The 19,798-nt window shown below is 72.1% G+C and carries 18 protein-coding genes; 2 read left to right on the top strand and 16 right to left on the bottom strand.

What is annotated here, in order from left to right; genetic code table 11:
- Positions 1 to 29: 29 nt before the first annotated feature.
- Entirely contained in the window at positions 30 to 488 is a 459-nt protein-coding gene (locus J2X60_RS07580) for a DUF4383 domain-containing protein (RefSeq protein ID WP_309886981.1), read from the top strand.
- Here the strand turns inward: J2X60_RS07580 and J2X60_RS07585 are convergent.
- The 16 genes from J2X60_RS07585 to J2X60_RS07660 all read right to left on the bottom strand — a co-directional run bounded on the left by J2X60_RS07585 (position 475) and on the right by J2X60_RS07660 (position 19,315).
- Positions 475 to 1,695 (bottom strand): glycine C-acetyltransferase, encoded by a 1,221-nt coding sequence (locus J2X60_RS07585; protein WP_309886982.1) that lies wholly within the window; start codon positions 1,693 to 1,695, stop codon positions 475 to 477. The two genes, J2X60_RS07580 and J2X60_RS07585, sit on opposite strands and share 14 nt — an antisense overlap.
- Entirely contained in the window at positions 1,695 to 2,744 is a 1,050-nt protein-coding gene (tdh, locus tag J2X60_RS07590; RefSeq protein ID WP_309887047.1) for an L-threonine 3-dehydrogenase, read from the bottom strand. The genes J2X60_RS07585 and tdh overlap by 1 nt, the downstream gene beginning before the upstream one ends.
- A 366-nt stretch (positions 2,745 to 3,110) precedes the next feature.
- Entirely contained in the window at positions 3,111 to 5,093 is a 1,983-nt protein-coding gene (locus J2X60_RS07595) for a primosomal protein N' (RefSeq protein ID WP_309886983.1), read from the bottom strand.
- Positions 5,094 to 5,102: 9 nt separating this feature from the next.
- Complete coding sequence (gene metK, locus J2X60_RS07600) at positions 5,103 to 6,317, bottom strand: methionine adenosyltransferase (protein ID WP_309886984.1); 1,215 nt, start codon at positions 6,315 to 6,317, stop codon at positions 5,103 to 5,105.
- A gap of 5 nt (positions 6,318 to 6,322) precedes the next feature.
- Positions 6,323 to 6,586 (bottom strand): DNA-directed RNA polymerase subunit omega, encoded by a 264-nt coding sequence (gene rpoZ, locus J2X60_RS07605; protein ID WP_022906709.1) that lies wholly within the window; start codon positions 6,584 to 6,586, stop codon positions 6,323 to 6,325.
- Positions 6,587 to 6,621: 35 nt separating this feature from the next.
- Complete coding sequence (gmk, locus tag J2X60_RS07610; protein WP_070416248.1) at positions 6,622 to 7,536, bottom strand: guanylate kinase; 915 nt, start codon at positions 7,534 to 7,536, stop codon at positions 6,622 to 6,624.
- The gene (gene pyrF, locus J2X60_RS07615; RefSeq protein ID WP_309886986.1) at positions 7,533 to 8,417 is read right to left on the bottom strand and encodes an orotidine-5'-phosphate decarboxylase; all 885 of its coding nucleotides are present in this window, start codon (positions 8,415 to 8,417) and stop codon (positions 7,533 to 7,535) included. Before pyrF ends, gmk begins: the two co-directional genes overlap by 4 nt.
- The gene (gene carB / locus J2X60_RS07620; RefSeq protein WP_309886987.1) at positions 8,414 to 11,692 is read right to left on the bottom strand and encodes a carbamoyl-phosphate synthase large subunit; all 3,279 of its coding nucleotides are present in this window, start codon (positions 11,690 to 11,692) and stop codon (positions 8,414 to 8,416) included. The genes pyrF and carB overlap by 4 nt, the downstream gene beginning before the upstream one ends.
- Positions 11,692 to 12,891, bottom strand: a complete 1,200-nt coding sequence (carA, locus tag J2X60_RS07625; RefSeq protein WP_309886988.1) for a glutamine-hydrolyzing carbamoyl-phosphate synthase small subunit — start codon at positions 12,889 to 12,891, stop codon at positions 11,692 to 11,694. Before carA ends, carB begins: the two co-directional genes overlap by 1 nt.
- Entirely contained in the window at positions 12,891 to 13,433 is a 543-nt protein-coding gene (locus J2X60_RS07630; protein ID WP_309886989.1) for a hypothetical protein, read from the bottom strand. Before J2X60_RS07630 ends, carA begins: the two co-directional genes overlap by 1 nt.
- A complete protein-coding gene (locus J2X60_RS07635; RefSeq protein WP_309779672.1) occupies positions 13,430 to 14,788 on the bottom strand; it encodes a dihydroorotase in 1,359 nt (452 codons plus the stop codon). The genes J2X60_RS07630 and J2X60_RS07635 overlap by 4 nt, the downstream gene beginning before the upstream one ends.
- Entirely contained in the window at positions 14,785 to 15,756 is a 972-nt protein-coding gene (locus J2X60_RS07640) for an aspartate carbamoyltransferase catalytic subunit (RefSeq protein WP_309779673.1), read from the bottom strand. The genes J2X60_RS07635 and J2X60_RS07640 overlap by 4 nt, the downstream gene beginning before the upstream one ends.
- Positions 15,753 to 16,397 carry a bifunctional pyr operon transcriptional regulator/uracil phosphoribosyltransferase PyrR gene (gene pyrR, locus J2X60_RS07645; protein ID WP_309886990.1) on the bottom strand — a complete coding sequence of 215 codons (645 nt, stop codon included), beginning with the start codon at positions 16,395 to 16,397 and terminating at the stop codon, positions 15,753 to 15,755. The genes J2X60_RS07640 and pyrR overlap by 4 nt, the downstream gene beginning before the upstream one ends.
- Before the next feature lie 24 nt (positions 16,398 to 16,421).
- Positions 16,422 to 16,898 carry a transcription antitermination factor NusB gene (gene nusB, locus J2X60_RS07650; RefSeq protein WP_309779675.1) on the bottom strand — a complete coding sequence of 159 codons (477 nt, stop codon included), beginning with the start codon at positions 16,896 to 16,898 and terminating at the stop codon, positions 16,422 to 16,424.
- 11 nt (positions 16,899 to 16,909) lie between these two features.
- On the bottom strand, positions 16,910 to 17,473 hold the full coding sequence (gene efp, locus J2X60_RS07655) for an elongation factor P (protein WP_022906721.1): 564 nt from the start codon (positions 17,471 to 17,473) through the stop codon (positions 16,910 to 16,912).
- Between the two features lie 150 nt (positions 17,474 to 17,623).
- On the bottom strand, positions 17,624 to 19,315 hold the full coding sequence (locus J2X60_RS07660; RefSeq protein WP_309886991.1) for an AarF/UbiB family protein: 1,692 nt from the start codon (positions 19,313 to 19,315) through the stop codon (positions 17,624 to 17,626).
- Positions 19,316 to 19,618: 303 nt separating this feature from the next.
- On the opposite strand from J2X60_RS07660, the gene J2X60_RS07665 reads away from it, so the two are divergent.
- Positions 19,619 to 19,798, top strand: coding sequence for a hypothetical protein (locus J2X60_RS07665; protein ID WP_071296268.1), 180 nt, complete (start codon positions 19,619 to 19,621; stop codon positions 19,796 to 19,798).

Raw genomic sequence — 19,798 nt, forward strand, 5'->3', positions numbered from 1 at the left:
TCACCAGCAGCCGAACGAGGAGGCCCACCATGTCCGACGTCACCACGTCCACCAACCGCTACGCGGGCTCGAGCATCCAGGCGATCGCACTCGTCGTCGGGATCGTCTTCCTGCTCGTCGGGATCGCCGGGTTCGTCCCCGGGCTGACGACGGGCGACCTCGGCGGGGCGGGGCACGGCTCGATGGCGATGCTGCTCGGACTGTTCCAGGTGTCGGTGCTCCACAACGTCGTGCACCTGCTGTTCGGGGTCGTCGGACTGCTCGCGGCGCGGTACGCGACCGGGTCCCGCATGTACCTCGTGATCGGCGGCGTCGTCTACTTCGTGCTGTGGGTGTACGGGCTGTTCACCGCCGGACACGACTCCGGGGCGAACTTCGTGCCGCTGAACTGGGCGGACAACTGGCTGCACCTGGTGCTCGCGGTCGGGATGGTGGCGCTCGGCGTGGTCTTCCCGCGCGAGCGCCACACCGCCGTCACCGCGGGCTGACCGTGTCGCCGCTCGGATCCTCGGCCGCTCGCGCCGCGGCCGCTCGTGCTTCGGTGAAGGCCGTCACGCACCGCCGGACCTGCTCCTCGGTGTGCGCGGCCGAGAGCTGCACCCGGATCCGCGCCCGGCCCTTCGGGACCACCGGGTAGCTGAACGCCGTCACGTAGATCCCGCGCGCCTGCATCTCGTCGGCGATCCGTGCGGTCAGGGCCGCGTCGTGGAACATCACCGGGACGATCGGGTGCTCGCCCGGCAGCAGCTCGAACCCGGCGTCGGTCATGAGCGACCGGAACAGCGCCGCGTTCGCCCGCAGCCGCTCGCGCGCGTCGTCCGACCGTTCGACGAGGTCGAGCGCTGCGACCGTCCCCGCGGCGATCACCGGCGCGAGCGAGTTCGAGAACAGGTACGGACGGGACCGCTGCCGCAGCAGGTCGACGATCTCCTGGCGGCTGGCGACGTACCCGCCGCTCGCACCCCCGAGTGCCTTGCCGAACGTGCCCGTGTACACGTCGACCCGGTCCGCGACGCCGCACAGCTCGGGCGTCCCGCGGCCGTGCTCGCCGACGAACCCGACGGCGTGCGAGTCGTCGACGATGACGAGGGCGTCGTACCGGTCCGCGAGGTCGCAGATCTCGGCGAGCGGGGCGATCGAGCCGTCCATCGAGAAGACGCCGTCGGTGACGATCGCGCGGAACCGGGCGTCCCCGGCGGCGACGAGCTGCGCTTCGAGGTCCTGCACGTCGCGATTGCGGTACCGGTACCGCTGCGCCTTCGAGAGCCGCACGCCGTCGATGATCGAGGCGTGGTTCAGCTCGTCCGAGATGATCGCGTCCTCCGGCCCGAGGAGCACCTCGAACAGGCCGCCGTTCGCGTCGAAGCACGACGAGTACAGGATCGTGGCCTCGGTGCCGAGGAACGCCGACACGCGACGCTCGAGGTCGAGGTGGAGGTCCTGCGTGCCGCAGATGAACCGGACGCTCGCCATGCCGTAGCCCCACCGGTCGAGGGCGTCCTTCGCCGCGTCGACGAGGTCGGTGGAGTCGGCCAGCCCGAGGTAGTTGTTCGCGCAGAAGTTCAGCAGCGGAGCACCGTCCGCCTCGATCGCCGCACGCTGCGGACCGGCGATGCCGCGCTCCCGCTTCGTGAGCCCGGCGGCCTCGATGCCCGCCAGCTCGGCCGTCAGGTGGTCCTTGATCGCGCCGTACATCAGATCTCCGTCCAGTCGATGACGACCTTGCCGCCGTCCGCGCTCGCCGCCGCGGCGAACGCTGCCTCCCAGTCACGCGCCGCGAAGCGCCCCGAGACGATCGAGGCGATGCGGTCGCGCAGCACCTCGCTCGTCTGCAGCATCGAGCTCATGGTCTGCCACGTCTCGAACATCTCGCGGCCGTAGATCCCCTTGACCGTGAGCATGTGCGTCACGACCTTGCCCCAGTCGACCGCGATCGCGCCGGTCGGCAGTCCGAGCATGGCGATCCGCCCGCCGTGGTTCATGTTGTCGACCATCGCCGGGAGGGCGGTCGGGGCGCCGGACATCTCGAAGCCGACGTCGAACCCCTCGCGCATGCCGAGCTGCTCCTGCGCCGCACGGATCGGGTCACCGGCGGCACCGACGTCGACGCCGAGGTCGGCGCCCATCGCCTCGGCCATCCGCAGTCGGTTCGCGCTGACGTCCGTGCCGACCACGAACCGGGCACCGGCGTGCCGGGCGACCGCGATCGCCATGAGGCCGATCGGCCCGCACCCGGTGACGAGCACGTCCTCGCCCACGACCGGGGACGCGAGCGCCGTGTGGACCGCGTTGCCGAGCGGGTCGAACAGGGCGCCGACCTCGGGGTCGACGTCGGCGTGGTGCACCCACACGTTCGCGCCGGGCAGCGTCAGGTACTCCGCGAAGGCGCCGTCCCGCTGCACGCCGAGGCCCTTCGTGCGGATGCACATCTGGCGTCGGCCGGCCCGGCAGTTCCGGCACGTGCCGCACACGATGTGGCCCTCGCCGGAGACCCGGTCCCCCACCGCGACGTCGCGCACGGCGGAGCCGACCTCGACCACCTCGCCGAAGAACTCGTGTCCGGGGACCAGCGGGGACGTGACCGCCGAGGCCGCCCAGTCGTCCCACCGCCGGATGTGCAGGTCGGTCCCGCAGATCCCGGTGCGGAGGACCCGGATGAGGACCTCGTCCTCCGTCGGGACCGGTACCGGCCGCTCGGTCATGATCAGTCCCGGAGCAGCGTCCGGCTTGTACAGCGCCCTCATCGGCGTCATCCGCGTCACCTCGTCGTGCGTGATGTGTGTCGTCGGCGGCTCGTGACCACCGTCGTCCACCCTGGCACAGGTCGCGCGCGAGGGCAGCGCATGTCGCATGCACGGCGTGGGCCCGGGCGCCCGGGCGGCCGGTGCGTGCGCATGCGTCGACAGAACACCCGTCGATCGACGGGCGGAACGTCGGAACATGCGCGCGCAGACGGTGCGTGCGCATGCGTCGACAGAACACACGTCGATCGACGGGCGGAACGTCGGAACATGCGCGCGCAGGCAACGCGCGGCGCGCGACAGGCGCCCTGGAGGCACGGCGCGGGTCCGACGCGACGGCCCGCGCCCAGCAGCGCGCGGCCGGCCGGGTCAGACCTCGCTGAAGGGCTCCGCGTCGTCGAGCCGCACCCGGAGCGCCGGCGCCGCCCGACGTCGGTTCCCCCCGGGCAGCACCCGCCGCGTGGACGCGCGCCGGATCACTTCGGCCTTGAGGGTCGCCGCCACCTCGGCACCGTGCGCGTACGGGAAGCGCACGATCGCACGGACGGTGCCCGGGAGTGCGTCGTCCTCGACGGGCACCGGACCGAGCACGGGGCCGACAGTGAGGCCGTCGAGCGCCTCGACCGCGGCCGTCACCGCCTCGTCCGTGCCCGTCAGCGTCGCGACCCGGACGGCCGGTGGGAAGTGCAGCTCGCGGCGGTCGGCGAGCTCGTCGTGCGCCGGACCGTCGAGCCGCCACAGCGCCATGGCCGTCGCGAGCTTCCCGCCGATGCCGACGAGGTACGCCTCGGCGCCCGGGGCTCCCTTGGCGGCGGCGTTCGTCCAGAAGCGCAGCACGTCCTCCTGCACGCGGAGCCCCTCGCGCGCGAGCATGCGCTCCCCGTCGAGCAGGAGCACGCACGCGTAGCCGCCCGGGACGCTCGGCTCGGCACCGCGGGTGGCGACCACGACCGAGGGGCGCGCCGGGACCTCGTCGAGCGGACGGGAGCCGTCGGCGACCACGATGCGGGTGCCCGGGAACGCCCGGCCGAGCTCGTCCGCGGTGCGCTGCGCCCCCTGCCCGACCGGCTTCACCGTGCCGTTGCCGCACGTCGGGCAGCGGAACCCGACCGCCAGCGCGCCGCAGAACCGGCACTGCGGCGTCGCGCCCCGGTGCGGGCTGCCGAGCGGACCGCCGCAGATCCGGCAGTGCGCGCGCTCACCGCACTCGGCGCAGACGAGCCCGGTGCCGAACCCCGGACTGGCTACCTGCACGAGGACGGCTCCGTGCTGGCTGGCCTCGCGCGCGGCACGCCACGCCGAGCTCGGGATGCGCGCCTGTGCCGCGTACCCCTCGGCACCGGTCTGCTGGACGGTCGGGATGACCTTGGGTGTCTTCACCCGGTACGGCGTGACCTCCTGCAGCCAGTGCAGCTCGACGAGCCGTTGCACGTCGGTGCTCCGGGCGTGCGACAGGAACAGCAGCGCGGCCCCGGACTGCGCGGCCCGGACGAGGGCGACGTCCCGGGTGTGCACGTACGGGGCACGCGGCTCGATGAACGAGGCGTCCCCGTCGTCCCACATGGCGATGAGTCCGAGCTCGGTCGCCGGCGCGTACACCGCCGTGCGGTTGCCGATCGCGACGACCGCGTGGGTCCTCGCCTGCAGGAGGGCCTTCGCCCGCGGCCCGTTCGTCTGCTTGGCGTCGAACCGGACGACCCGCTCCGGCGGCAGCACCGCGAGGAGCGCACGCTCGAGGTCGGTGACGTCGCGGAAGTCCGGCACGGCGATCACGGCCGACTGCTCCGCGGCGAGCGTGTGCGCGGCCGCCTGGGCGAGCGTGGCGGCCCACCCGGGGACCCAGACCGGCGCGTCGGCGGCACCGAGCGCTGTCGGGTGGGGGACGGCGGCGACCGCAGCGCGACCGTGGTCGGCGACCAGCGCCTCCAGGACGCCCTCGGCGTAGCCGGTGACGGGCGGCGGCTCGACCGCCGGCGGCGACCACGCGGTGTCGCGGGCCAGCCAGGCCTTCTCGGCACGGACCTGGCGCGTCGGCACGGCGAGCCGGAGCACGTCGGACGCCACCCCCGCGGCACGGTCGGCCACGGCGCGCGCGAGCGACCAGATCTCCGGCGCGAGGACCGGCACCGGGGAGACGACCGTCTCGATGGCACTGAGCTCGCCCGGGTACTCACCCTCGGTGACGATCTCGACCACGTACGCGTCGGACATGCGCGCACCGGTGCGGAGCGGCACCTTGACCCGCGCCCCCGGCACGCAGTCGTCCTCGAGCCCGTCCGGCACCCGGTAGTCGAACAGACGGTCCAACTGCGGGAGCGGCGAGTCGAGGACGACGCGCGCGACGGTGGTCACGCCGAGGCCTCAGACGGCAGCGGCGACGAGTCCTGCGGCGGCGCGGAGTTCCTCGACGCGGTCGAGCTGCTCCCAGGTGAACCCGGGGAGCTCGCGGCCGAAGTGCCCGTACGTCGCGGTCTTCGCGTAGATCGGACGGAGCAGGTCGAGGTCGCGGATGATCGCGGCCGGCCGGAGGTCGAAGACCTGCAGGATCGCGGCCTCGATCGTGGCGTCGTCGACGTGTCCGGTGCCGAACGACTCGACGTAGAGGCCGACGGGCTTCGCGCGGCCGATCGCGTAGGCGACCTGCACCTCGAGCCGGTCGGCGAGGCCCGCGGCGACCGCGTTCTTCGCGACCCAGCGCAGCGCGTAGGCGGCCGAGCGGTCGACCTTCGAGGGGTCCTTGCCGCTGAAGGCGCCGCCACCGTGGCGGGAGGCACCGCCGTAGGTGTCGACGATGACCTTGCGTCCGGTGAGGCCGGCGTCGCCCTGGGGGCCGCCGATCTCGAACCGGCCGGTCGGGTTCACGATGACGTCGACGTGCGACGAGTCGAGGTCGACCTGGGCGAGCACCGGACGGATCACGTGCTCGGTCACCGCGGCGGTGAGCTCGTCGAGCGTGACGGACGGCGAGTGCTGCGTGGAGAGCACGACGGTCTCGACGGTCTTCGGCACCACGCCGTCGTACCCGACCGTGACCTGGGTCTTGCCGTCGGGACGCAGGAACGACAGCTCGCCGGACTTGCGGACCGCGGCCAGCCGCTCGGCCAGGCGGTGCGCCAGCCAGATCGCGACCGGCATGTACTCGGGGGTCTCGTTCGTCGCGAAGCCGAACATGATCCCCTGGTCGCCGGCGCCCTGGCGGTCGAGCGGGTCCGCGCCGGCACCGGAGCGCGCGTCGAGGGACTCGTCGACACCCTGGGCGATGTCGGGCGACTGCGCACCGATCGAGACCTCGACGCCGCAGGTGTGGCCGTCGAAGGAGACCTCGGACGAGTTGTAGCCGATGCCCGTGATGACGTCACGGACGAGCTTCGGGATCTCGACGTAGCCCGAGGTCGTGACCTCGCCGGCGACGTGCACGAGTCCGGTGGTGACCATCGTCTCCACCGCGACGCGTGCGTGCGGGTCGACGGTCAACAGCGCGTCGAGGATCGTGTCCGAGATCTGGTCGCAGATCTTGTCGGGGTGCCCCTCCGTCACCGACTCGGACGTGAAGAGGCGCAGGCTGCTGCTGGTCACCGCGGTCAGTCGGTGGGCTGCTGCTGCTTGGTGACGGTGAGCTTGTCCTCGTTGATCTCGTGCAGTGCGACGGACAGCGGCTTGTCGTCGATCGTCGAGTCGACCAGCGGGCCGACGTTGTCGAACAGCGAACCCTCGTGCAGGTCGGCGTAGTAGTCGTTGATCTGTCGCGCGCGCTTCGAGGCGAAGATGACGAGCGCGTACTTCGACTCCACCTTGGCGAGCAGGTCGTCGATGGGCGGGTCGATGATGCCCTGGGGGTTGGCCATGGTGTCTCCAGTCGACGGAACGGGGGGACGCCCGGTCAGGGCGCAGTGAACAAGTCTACGACCTCACGCGCCGCGGTGCCGACATCGGAGTTCACGATGCGCACGTCGAACTCGTCCTGGGCGGCGAGTTCGACCTTGGCGGTGTCGAGCCGGCGCGCCTGTTCCTCGGCCGATTCGGTGCCCCGGCCGATCAGTCGGCGCACGAGTTCCTCCCACGACGGGGGCAGCAGGAAGACGAGCACCGCGTCGGGCATGGCGTCCCGGACCTGGCGTGCGCCCTGCAGGTCGATCTCGAGCATCACCTTGTCGCCGGCGTCGAGCGCGCGGTCGATCGGCGGCCGGGGCGTGCCGTACCGGTACGAGTTGTGGACGGTGGCCCACTCGAGGAGTTCGCGGTCGCGGATCATCCGGTCGAACTCGGCGTCGTCCACGAAGTAGTAGTGCACGCCGTCGACCTCGCCCGGACGCGGCTTGCGGGTGGTCGCCGAGACGCTGAGGTTGACGTCCGGGTACTGCTCGCGGATGTACGCGCTGACCGTGCCCTTGCCGACCGCGGTGGGGCCGGCGAGGACGACGAGCTTCGACGACCCGCGCTTGCGACCGCGGGCCGCGAGCCAGTCGGCGAGCTCCGACCGCTGCCGGGTGCCGAGGCCGCCGAGGCGCTTCGACGGCGCGATCCGCAGCTCGCCCATGATCGACTCCGCCCGTGCCGGTCCGATGCCGGGCAGGCTCGTGAGCAGGTCGCGCACCCGCAGGGACTTCTCGGCCGGTGCGTCGGCGTCCGACCAGGCGGTGCGGGCGACCTCGAGTGCGGAGCGCTCCCCCGACGCGACGGCGGCCTTCACCGCGGCCCGGGCACGACGGGCGGCCACCGCAGCGGCAGCCGCGGCGACCCGGTCGACCTCGGGTGGGTTCCGGTGTGCGGGCAGGCCGTCGCGGTCCGTCGTCATGCGGCGGCCCCCAGCGCGGCGCGGATCCGGTCCGCACGGTCGGTCACGAGGGCTGCGACGCCGTCGGGACCGTCGGTGAGCAGGCCGCGCGACTCGCTGACGAGCACCTGCTCGGCGCGGGCGCCGTACAGCGCGCGGAGGTCCTCGATGCGGGCGCCCTGGGCACCGAAGCCCGGGGCGAGGATCGGCGAGGTGCCGATGGTGTCCGCGTCGATGCCGAAGTCGTCGAGGTCGAGGGTCGCGCCGAGCACGAGCCCGACGTCGCCGAGGGGCTGGTCGCCGCCTCTCCGGTTGTCGTCTGCCACGTCCAAGACGATACCGGCAGCGACGCTCCGCCCCGAACGAGGTCCCTCGGCGAGCACCGCGGTCTGCAGCACGCGCGCCTCGGGGTTGCTCGTGGCGGCGAGCACGAAGACCCCGGCCCCGTTCCGGCGCGCCACGTCGACCGTTCCCGCGAGGGAGCCGTAGCCGAGGTACGGCGACACCGTCATGGCGTCGGCGGCGAACGGACCGTCGCGGTCCAGCCACGCGAGCGCGTAGTCGTCCCCCGTCGACCCGATGTCGCCGCGCTTGACGTCGGCGACGACCAGGAGGCCCGCATCGCGTGCCCGACGGATCGTCGCGTCGAGCGCACGGTAGCCCGCCACCCCCGCGGCCTCGAAGAAGGCGATCTGCGGCTTGACGACCGCGGCGCGGCCGGCGGCCGCGTCGACCAGGGCCGCGCCGAACGCGGTCAGGCCCTGCTCGTCGCGGCCGAGCCCCCACGCCGCCAGGGTGGCGGCGTGGGGGTCGATGCCGACGCAGAGGGCGGAACGCGACCCGATGGCGGACGCGAGCCGGACGCCGAAGGAGGCCGCGCCTCCCGTGCCCGGGTCGCTCACCAGGTGGCGCGCTCGAGCGCGTAGTCCTGCAGGCTCCGCACGCTGTGCGGCGACCCGATCGTCTCGATCGCCGCGACCGCGGCCCCGAGCTGCGCGATGGTCGTGAACAGCGGCTTGTCCGCCGCGACCGTCGCCGCACGGATCTCGTACCCGTCCGCACGACCGGCGGCACCCGACGGCGTGTTGATGACGATGTCGACCTCGTTCCGGGCCAGCAGGTCGACGACGCTCTCGCCGCCCTCGCTGTACTTGCCGACGAGCGTGACCTCGATGCCGTTGCGGCGCAGGATCTCCGCCGTGCCCTCGGTCGCCGTGATCGTGAAGCCGAGCTGCTGCAGCCGGTGCACCGGGAGCACGATGGCGCGCTTGTCGGTGTCGGCGACGCTCACGAACACGGTGCCGCTCGTCGGCAGCCCGCCGTACGCGGCTTCCTGCGACTTGAGGAAGGCCCGCGGGAAGTCGCGGTCGATGCCCATGACCTCGCCGGTGGAGCGCATCTCCGGGCTGAGCACCGAGTCGACGACCTGGCCGTCGTGGGTGCGGAACCGGCGGAAGGGCAGCACGGCCTCCTTCACGGCGATCGGGGACTGGATCGGCACGAACGCGCCGTCACGGGCGGGCAGGAGCCCCTCGTCGACGAGCGTGTCGATCGTCGTGCCGGTCATGATCCGCGACGCCGCCTTGGCCAGCGGGATGCCGAGTGCCTTCGAGACGAACGGGACCGTGCGGCTGGCGCGCGGGTTCGCCTCGAGGACGTAGAGCACGCCCGCGCCGATGGCGAACTGCACGTTGAGCAGGCCCTGGACGCCGATGCCGCGCGCGATCTTCTCGGTCGCGTCCACGACGCCCTGGATCTCGGCACGGCCGAGGCCGACCGGCGGCAGGGTGCAGGCCGAGTCGCCGGAGTGGATGCCGGCCTCTTCGAGGTGCTCCATGATCCCGCCGATGTAGAGCCGCTCGCCGTCGAAGAGCGCGTCCACGTCGATCTCCACCGCGTCGTCGAGGAAGCGGTCGACCAGCAGCGGGAGTTCCGGGCCGATGATCGCCTGGTCGGCCATCCGGTCGAAGTAGTCCGCGAGCGACGGGGAGTCGTACAGGATCTCCATGCCGCGACCGCCGAGCACGAAGGACGGGCGGACGAGGACGGGGTACCCGATCTCCTCGGCCACCGCGGTCGCGCTGGCGAGGTCGTGGGCGGTGCCGTTCCGGGGCGCGAGCAGGCCGGCGGCGTCGAGGATGGCGGAGAACTGGCCGCGCTCCTCGGCGGAGTCGATCGCGCTCGGGCTGGTGCCGAGGATCGGGATGCCCGCCGCCTCGAGCGGCTTCGCGAGCCCGAGGGCCGTCTGGCCGCCGAGCTGCACGACCACGCCGACGAGCTCGCCGGAGGCCGCCTCGGCCTCGATGACCTCGAGGACGTCCTCGGTGGTCAGCGGCTCGAAGTACAGGCGGTCCGAGGTGTCGTAGTCGGTCGAGACCGTCTCCGGGTTGCAGTTGATCATGATCGTCTCGAACCCGGCGGCGCTCAGCGCGAAGGACGCGTGCACGCAGGAGTAGTCGAACTCGACGCCTTGCCCGATGCGGTTCGGACCGGAGCCGAGGATGACGACCTTCTTGCGGTCGCTCGGGGCGACCTCGGTCTCGGCGTCGTACGACGAGTAGTGGTACGGCGTGAGGGCCGGGAACTCGCCGGCGCAGGTGTCGACGGTCTTGAACACCGGGCGGATGCCCTCGGCGTGACGGGCGTCACGGGCCTGCTGCTCGGTGATCCCGCGCAGCGACGCGATCTGCGCGTCGCTGAAGCCGTGCTCCTTGGCCCAGCGGAGGGTGTCGGCGTCGAGGGTCTCGGCGTTCTTGACCTCCAGGGCGACTTCGTTGATCAACACGATCTGGTCGATGAACCACGGGTCGATCTTGGTGGCCTCGAAGACCTCGTCGGCGGTGGCGCCCGCGACGAGCGCCTGCTGCACGGTGACGATGCGACCGTCGGTCGGGATCGCCGACTTCTGCAGCAGCGCGTCCTTGTCGAGCTCGGCCGCCGGAGTGTCCCAGTGGAACGACGAGCCGCGCTTCTCGAGCGAGCGGAGCGACTTCTGCAGCGCCGTCGCGTAGTTGCGGCCGATCGCCATCGCCTCGCCGACGCTCTTCATCGTCGTGGTGAGCGTGGCGTCCGCCGCGGGGAACTTCTCGAACGCGAACCGCGGGGTCTTCACGACCACGTAGTCGAGCGTGGGCTCGAAGCTGGCCGGGGTGACGCGGGTGATGTCGTTCTCGATCTCGTCGAGGCGGTACCCGATCGCGAGCTTCGCGGCGATCTTCGCGATCGGGAAGCCCGTCGCCTTCGACGCGAGCGCCGAGGAGCGGGAGACGCGCGGGTTCATCTCGATGACGATGACGCGACCGTTCGACGGGTCGACGGCGAACTGGATGTTGCAGCCGCCGGTGTCGACGCCGACGCGACGGATGATGTCGATGCCGATGTCGCGCATGTTCTGGTACTCGCGGTCGGTCAGCGTCAGCGCGGGGGCGACGGTGATCGAGTCGCCGGTGTGGACGCCCACGGGGTCGACGTTCTCGATCGAGCAGATCACGACGGTGTTGTCGTAGTTGTCGCGCATCAGCTCGAGCTCGTACTCCTTCCAGCCGAGGATCGACTCCTCGAGCAGGACCTCGGTCGTCGGGCTGGACTGCAGCCCGTCGCCGACGAAGCGGACGAGTTCTTCCTCGTTGTAGGCGAAGCCGGAGCCGAGGCCGCCCATGGTGAAGGACGGACGGACGACGAGCGGGTAGCCGAGGTCCTGCGCGTACTCCTTCGCCTCCTCCAAGGTGTGCGCGATGTGGCTGCGCGCGACGTCGGCACCGGACTCGAGGACGAGCTCCTTGAAGAGCTGGCGGTCCTCACCGCGCTGGATGGCGTCCACCTTCGCGCCGATCAGCTCCACGCCGTACTTGTCGAGGATGCCCTCGGCGTCGAGCTTGATCGCGGCGTTCAGGGCGGTCTGGCCACCGAGGGTCGGCAGCACTGCGTCCGGCTGCTCGATCTTGATGATCTCCTCGAGCGAGGCACTCGTGATCGGCTCGATGTAGGTCGCGTCGGCGAAGTCCGGGTCGGTCATGATCGTCGCCGGGTTCGGGTTGACGAGGATCACCCGGACGCCCTCGGCACGGAGGACACGGCACGCCTGGGTGCCGGAGTAGTCGAACTCGGCGGCCTGCCCGATGACGATCGGGCCGGAGCCGATGACGAGGACGGAGTTGATGTCTGCGCGCTTCGGCATCAGTTGGCTTCCTTGGTGATGTCTGCTGCGGGGGTCGTGGCGTCGGCGGTCGCCGCGTCGAGCGGCTCTCCGTCGCGACGCTCGCGCACCAGGTCCGCGAACCGGTCGAAGAGGTACATGGAGTCGTGCGGGCCGGCCGCCGCCTCGGGGTGGTACTGCACGCTGAACGCGGGCACGTCGAGCGCGCGGAGGCCCTCGACCACCTGGTCGTTCAGGGAGTAGTGCGAGACCTCGACGCGACCGAAGCCGGCCGGTGACTCGACGACCTCGCCGAGGGGCGCGTCGACCGCGAAGCCGTGGTTCTGGCTCGTGATCTCGACCTTGCCGGTCACGTTGTCGAGCACCGGCTGGTTGATGCCGCGGTGCCCGAACGGGAGCTTGTAGGTGCCGAACCCGAGGGCCCGTCCGAGCAGCTGGTTGCCGAAGCAGATGCCGAAGAACGGGCGCCCGGTCTTCAGGCTGCCCTGGAGCAGCTCCACCTGGGCGTCCGACGCGGCAGGGTCGCCGGGGCCGTTCGAGTAGAAGAGCGCGTCCGGCGCGAGGGCCTCGAGCTCGTCGGCGGTGATGTCCTGCGGCACGACGTGCACCTCGAAGCCGCGCTCGGCGAGGTACCGCGTGGTCGAGGCCTTCACGCCCAGGTCGAGCACGGCCAGCTTGCCGATCTGCTCGCCGACCGCGGGGACCACGTAGGTCTCGGGCGTCGACACGATCGACGAGAAGCTCGCGCCCGCCATCGTGGCCTGCGCGCGGACCGCGTCGAGCTGCTCCGACTCGGACAGGGCGGCGTCGGCGCCGCTGAACACGCCGCCCTTCATGGCGCCTGCGTCGCGGATCCGGCGCGTGAGCGCCCGGGTGTCGATCCCGGAGATGCCGACGATGCCGTCGCGCACGAGGTGGTCGTCGAGCGAGGCGTTCGCGCGGTGGTTCGACACGACGCGGCTGGGGTCGCGCACGACGTAGCCGGCGACCCAGATGCGACGGGACTCGGGGTCCTCGTCGTTCACACCCGTGTTGCCGATGTGCGGCGCGGTCTGCACCACGATCTGTCCGGCGTAGGAGGGGTCGGTGAGCGTCTCCTGGTACCCGGTCATGCCGGTCGCGAAGACCACCTCGCCGAGCGTGCGCCCGCGGGCGCCGTAGGCCCAGCCGTCGTACCGGGTGCCGTCCTCGAGGACCAGTACGGCCCGTTCGCGTGTCATCAGTTCGTCCCTTCGCCCGCGGTGTGCGGGTGTTCGTGCTTCGTCGACAGTCCCTGCAGGGCGGCCAGTGCTGCGCCGTCGCCCTCCGGGAACCGGAAGTAGGTGTCGAGGTCCGACGCACCTGCGGCGCCGGTCGCCGTCCATCGCAGACGGACCAGTCCCCCGGGCTCGACCACGCGGTCGATGGCCCACGTGGCGCGGTCGGCGCCGCGGACGGCGGAGGCTTCGATCCAGCGGTCCGGGGTGCCGGCGTGGTGGAGCACCACGCCGGCGTCGTGGACGGTCACGCCGCCGCGGCCCCGGAAGCCGAGTCCGCCAGCGGTGATCCGCTCGAGCGGTTGGTCGGCGCGGGTCGTCGCGACGCTGAAGCCGTCCCAGGACCCGGCCGCCGGTCCGACGTCGGTCGGCACCGGGACGGGAGGCACGGATTCCGCCTGCTTCCTCGCCCGCGTCCGCCAGGTGCGTGCCATGGCGACGAACAGCGCGACGACGAGGGCGAGGATGATCCCGCCTTCGAGCCAGCGCAGCGCGTCACCGCTCATGCCGTCGCCTCCGTCCGCGCGGCGCGCGCGTGTCCGGCGACCGTCTCCGCGTCGACGAGCTCCCCCGCCAGGAGCGTCGGGTACCCGTGGTGGAAGGTCGCGACGACCCGGCCCGGGAGCCGCATGCCGAGGTACGGCGAGTTCTGCGACTGCCCGGCGAGGTCGGCGACGGAGAACTCGCGGACGGCCGTCGGGTCGTACAGGGTGATCTCGGCCGGTGCGCCCTCGGCGATCCGCTGCCCGTGCCCCTCGACCTGGCCGATGCGCGCGGGCGCCTCGGACAGGACGCGCGCGACGTCGGCCCAGTCGAGCCGGCCGTCGTCGACCACGGCGGCCTGCACGACGCTCAGCGCGGACTCGAGGCCGACCATGCCGTTCGCCGCCGCGGGCCACTCGCAGCACTTCGCCTCGGCGGTGTGCGGCGCGTGGTCGGTCGCGACGATGTCGATCGTGCCGTCGGCCAGGGCGGCCCGGAGCGCGTCGACGTCCTCGCGCGAGCGCAGCGGCGGGTTGACCTTGTACCGGGCGTCGTAGCCGGGTGCGCCGTCGTGCCCGGCGATGAGGTCCTCAGTCAGCACCAGGTGGTGCGGCGTGACCTCGGCGGTGACGTCGATGCCGCGGGACTTGGCCCAGCGGATCACCTCGACGCTGCCGGCGGTCGAGACGTGGCACACGTGCAGCCGCGCCCCGACGTGGTCGGCGAGCAGGACGTCGCGGGCGATGATCGCCTCTTCCGCGACCGCCGGCCAACCGGCGAGCCCGAGCTCCGACGACAGCCGGCCCTCGTTCATCTGGGCGCCGATGGTCAGCCTCGGCTCCTGCGCGTGCTGCGCGAGCACGCCGCCGAAGCCCTTGATGTACTCGAGCGCCCGGCGCATGAGGAGCGGGTCGGACACGCACGAGCCGTCGTCCGAGAAGACCCGGACCTTCGCCCGGCTCGTCGCCATCGCGCCGATCTCGGACAGGTGGGTGCCCTGGAGTCCCTGGGAGACCGCACCGATCGGGCGCACCGTGACGTACCCGGCGTCGTCGCCGAGCGCCTGCACCTGCTCGACCACCCCGGCGGTGTCCGCCACGGGCGACGAGTTCGCCATCGCGTTGACGGCGGTGAAGCCGCCGGCGGCCGCGGCACGCGAGCCGGTGAGGACCGTCTCCGACTCCTCGAAGCCGGGCTCGCGCAGGTGGGTGTGGAGGTCCACGAGACCGGGCAGGGCGATCAGACCGTCCGCATCGACGACCGTGGCGCCGGCCGCGTCGAGACCGGACCCGACCGCGGTGATGCGCCGCGCCTCCAGGCGGATGTCGGCACGCGTGCCGTCGACCAGCTGCGCGCCGCGGATGAGGTGGGCGGTCATGCGACGGTCTCCTTCGTTGCTGCGGTCGCTTCGGCCCCGGTCAGGGCCAGGTAGAGCACGGCCATCCGGACCGACACGCCGTTCTCGACCTGCTCGACGACCGTCGAGCGGGGGTCGTCGGCGGCGACGCCGGCGATCTCGAGCCCGCGGTTCATCGGGCCCGGGTGCATGATCAGCGTGCGCTCGTCGAGCCGGGCGAACCGGCTCGCCGTGAGGCCCCAGTGCCGGGTGTACTCGCGCGGGTTCGGGAAGAACGCGTCGTTCATCCGCTCCTGCTGGATGCGCAGGGTCATCACGACGTCCGGGTCCTCGGCGAGGGCGACGTCGAGATCGTGGTGCACCGCGGCGCCGAACGGCGTGCTCGCGACGGGGAGCAGGGTCGGCGGCGCGGCGAACGTGACGCTCGCGCCGAGGGTCTGCAGGAGCCAGGCGTTGCTCCGGGCGACCCGGCTGTGCAGCACGTCGCCGACGATGAGGACCCGGACGCCGTCGAGGCCCTGGCCCCGACTGCCGGCACCGTGCAGGCGCCGACGCATCGTGAACGCGTCGAGCAGGGCCTGCGTGGGGTGCTCGTGCGTGCCGTCGCCGGCGTTGACGACCGGGACGTCGATCCAGTCGGCGTCGGCGAGGACCCGCGGCGCACCGGACGCGCCGTGGCGCATCACGATGCCGTCGATGCCCATCGCGCCGAGGGTCTGCACGGTGTCCTTGAGGGACTCGCCCTTGGAGACGCTCGAGCCCTTCGCCGCGAAGTTGAGGACGTCGGCGGAGAGGCGCTTGGCGGCCGCCTCGAACGAGATCCGGGTGCGCGTGGAGTCCTCGAAGAAGAGGTTCACGACGGTCTTGCCGCGGAGCGCGGGGAGCTTGCGGACCTCGCGCGTGTTGACCTCGGCCATCTCCTCGGCGACGTCGAGGATGTGGATCGCCTCGGCGCGGGAGAGGTCGGCGGTGGAGAGGAGGTGCTTCACGCTGCACCCCCGTCGCCCTGCTCGATGACGACCTCGTCGGTGCCGTCGGTCTCGGTCAGCCGGAGCGTCACCCGCTCGTCGGAGGCCGTCGGCAGGTTCTTGCCGACGTGGTCCGCGCGGATCGGGAGCTCGCGGTGGCCCCGGTCGACGAGCACGGCGAGCCGGACCGCCCGCGGGCGACCGATGCCCTGGAGCGCGTCGAGCGCCGCTCGGACCGTGCGACCGGAGTACAGGACGTCGTCGACGAGGACCACGACCTTGCCGTCGATGCCGCTCGCCGGGATGGTCGTCCGGTGCGGCGCGCGACCGATGCCGTGGCCGAGGTCGTCGCGGTGCATCGTGACGTCGAGCGTGCCGACGCGGTGCGACCTGCCGGCGTCCGCGCCGGTCGCTGCCGGTTCGCTCGTCCGCTCGGGCTCGCTGTCCGCCCACTCGGGCTCGATGTCCGCCAGGATGCGGTCGAGCCGCTCGGCCAGGACGGCACCCCGTGTCGGGATGCCCAGGAGCACGAGGTCCGAGGCACCGTGGTTGGCCTCGAGGATCTCGTGCGCGATGCGTGTCAGAGCACGCGTGATGTCGGAGTGCTGCAGGACCGTTCTGGTGCCCACGCCGACCTCCTTCCCCGCCTCACCGGACGGCATTAAAGGATGCTGACGTGGTCAACCCTACCGGGACTCCTGGTCCTCTGCGACCGTCCGACCGGACGGTGCACCGCTCGCCTTCTCGCCCGGCGCGCGGCCGCCGGCGACGGCCCCGAGCACTCCGTTGACGAACCCGGCGGACTCCTCCGTCGAGAGCGACTGGGCCAGCTCGACCGCCTCGGCGATCGCGACCGCGTCGGGGACCTCGGGGTTGAACCGGAGCTCCCAGACGCCCATGCGCAGGATGCAGCGGTCGAGCACCGGCATGCGGGCGATCGACCACCCCTGGGCGTGCTCGACGATCACGGCGTCGATCTCGTGGCGCGCGTCGTCGACACCCGTGACGATCTGGCGGGCGTAGTCCCAGCTGGAGGCACGCTCCGGCTGGTCGAGGTGCCGGACGGTCTCGGTCGCGAGGACGTCCGCGATCGGGAGCTCACGCACCTCGGCCACGTACAGCATGTCGAGGGCGCGCTTGCGGGCCTTCGAACGAGCACTCATACGGGCGTCGCCTAGGAGTTGACGCGGCCGAGGAAGCTGCCGTCGCGCGTGTCGATCTTCACCGTGGTGCCGCTCTCGAGGTACAGCGGAACCTGGATGCGGTGGCCGGTCGCGATGATCGTCGCGTCCTTCGTGCCACCGGACGAGCGGTCGCCCTGCAGGCCGGGCTCGGTCTCGACCTCGGTGACGATCGACGTCGGGAGCTCGACGTAGAGCGGGTTGCCCTCGTTCATCGCGATGGTGACCATCGCGGACTCGAGCAGGTAGTTCTTCGCGTCGCCGACGACCGTCGCCGAGACCGGGATCTGGTCGTAGGTGTCGGTGTCCATGAACACGTAGGAGTCGCCGTCCTCGTAGAGGAACTGGTAGTCACGGCGGTCGACCGTCGCGGTGTCGATCTTCGCGCCCGCGTTGAAGGTGCGGTCGACGACCTTGCCCGACACGACGTTCTTCAGCTTGGTGCGGACGAACGCGCCGCCCTTGCCCGGCTTGACGTGCTGGAACTCGACGACCGACCAGAGCTGCCCGTCGATGATGAGAACGGCGCCGTTCTTGATGTCAGTGGTACTGGCCATGAGTCTTCGATGTCCCGTTCGATCGTGTTGTGAAGGTCTGCGGACCGCGCTGGGTCCCGGACGAGTGTAGCGGACGGGTCGTGGCGTCCCCGCGCACTGCGCCTGCGCCTGCGCCTGCGCCTGCGCCTGCGCCTGCGCCTGCGCCTGCGGTCACTCTCGTCGTCGCGCGCGGATCGCGTCGACCGCCGCCCAGGCGAGCAGCACCACCGCCGCTCCCCCGAGCAGCGCTCCGGCCACCCCGGTCGAGATGACCGCGGTCGGCCGCGCCGGCAGCGCGAGGTACACGATCGACAGGATGCCGGCCCCGGCGCCGAGCAGCACGAGCAGCACCCGCCGGACCACCCCGTTCAGCGTCCGTCGGTCCCGCCGGTCCGCGAACAGCCGGATGTTGACCGACAGCTTGCCGGTCTCGATCGCCTCGCCGATGCGGTCCACCCGGCGCGGCAGCCGGCGTGCGGCCGTCACCGCGCCGAACAGCTCGCGCACCGCCACGTCCCGGAGCTTGCCCGGTTGCAGCTGGTCGCGGATCTGTTCGGAGGCGAGTCCTCGTGACTCCTCGAGCAGGTCGAACGAGGGGGCGAGCGTGCGCAGTGTCCCCTCGAAGATCGCCAGGGCGCGCGCGGCGGCGACGAAGTCCGGCGGCGCCTTCAGCCGGTACCGGCCGAACACCGCGACGGCGTCGTCCACCGTCTCGACGCCGATCCGGGCACCCGGACCGAGCTCGTCCGCGACGAAGCGCGCGATGTCCCGGCGGAAGTCGGGTTCGTCCTGGGCGTCCCGGACCGGTGCCATCCGGAGCACCGCGTCGGCGATCCGCGACGTGTCGTCCTGGATGTACGCGGCGAGCAGCTCCTGCACGATGTCCCGGAGACCGGGGTCGAGCCTGCCCACCGAGCCGAAGTCGATGAGCGCCGGCCGGCCGTCGGGCAGCAGCAGGACGTTCCCGGGGTGGAGGTCACCGTGGTACACGCCGTCGAACACCACCTGCCGGAGGAACGCCCGGAGGATCGACCGCATCGGCTGGTCGAGGTCGCGGTCGCTCCGCTCGGCCCGGATCGCGCTGAGGGTGTCCCCCTCGAGGAACTCCATCACGAGCACGCGCCGACCGGAGAGCTCCGGGTACGGGTCCGGGAAGCGCACCTCGTCGGGGCGGGCGCTCCGGCGCTGGGCAGCCCGCAGTGCCTCGAGGTTCCGGAGCTCCGAGCTGAAGTCGACCTGCCGCACGAGGTCGTCGGCGTACTGCTGGGCCACGTCCTGCACGCCGACCTGACGGGCCTCGACCGACCAGCGCGCCATGAACCTCACGACGCGGAGGGCGATGTCGACGTCGCGCCGCACGGCCTGGTCGATGCCGGGCCGCTGCACCTTGACGGCGACGCTCGTGCCGTCGGCGAGGCGGGCTCGGTGGACCTGCGCGATCGACGCCGCGGCCACCGGGACCGGGTCGAAGGCCGCGAAGACCTCGTCCACGGGGGCGCCGAGTTCGCGTTCGAGCAGCGCTGCGACCTCGTCCGCGGGTGCCGGGGACACGTTCCGCTGCAGGTGCGCGAGCCCCTCGGTCCACTCCTCGGGGAGCAGGTCGTCACGGGTGGAGAGGAGCTGGCCCATCTTCACGAACCCGCCGCCGGCCTCCTCGAGCGCACGGCGCAGGTGCTCGGCCTGGCTGCGGCGGAGGTCCGCGGTCGCCGGGTCGTGCGAGAAGTCCAGGCGCCGGAACGGGACGAGGCCGTGCCGGCGTGCGATCGACAGCAGCTCGGTGAACCGGCGGGCACGGGACCGGACGGTCCCGGGGTCGGTCGCGTCCGGTGTGGACAGGTCGCTCAGGCGTGGCGGGGTGGGCACGGTTCCAGTCTGCTCCCCCGCCCTGCGTGGTCGGTTCCTCCACAGCCTGGAGGCGCGGCTCGCCGTCCCCAGGTCGGCCGACGCCCGTCCTGCGGCCGCCTCCACTGCGTCACGCTGGGATCGATTCACCTGGTCCGTTTCGCAGCACCAGAGTGGTCAGACATGCGACATTTCGACAACTGTGCTCCGGGGGCTCGCCGACGTATCGTGGTGGTCCAAGGCGGACCGGCGGCTCGCAGAGCGCGCGTTGTGCCGCCGCGTCCCTCGGAGCAGGCCGACCGTCGACATGAAGGAGCCGGAGTGATGCCGATCTTCAGACGCCTCCCGGATGCGCTCGATCCCGACCGCGACGACGACGCGTACTGGGCATGGGAGAACGGAGCAACCATCGCCGAGTTCCACGAATGGAAGCGGACGGATGTCCTCACCGTGTCGATGCGGGTGAAGTGGTGGTGGCGACGAACCCGCCGCGTCCTCCGCTGA

This window comes from Curtobacterium sp. 320, from assembly GCF_031455235.1.
GTDB lineage: Bacteria > Actinomycetota > Actinomycetes > Actinomycetales > Microbacteriaceae > Curtobacterium.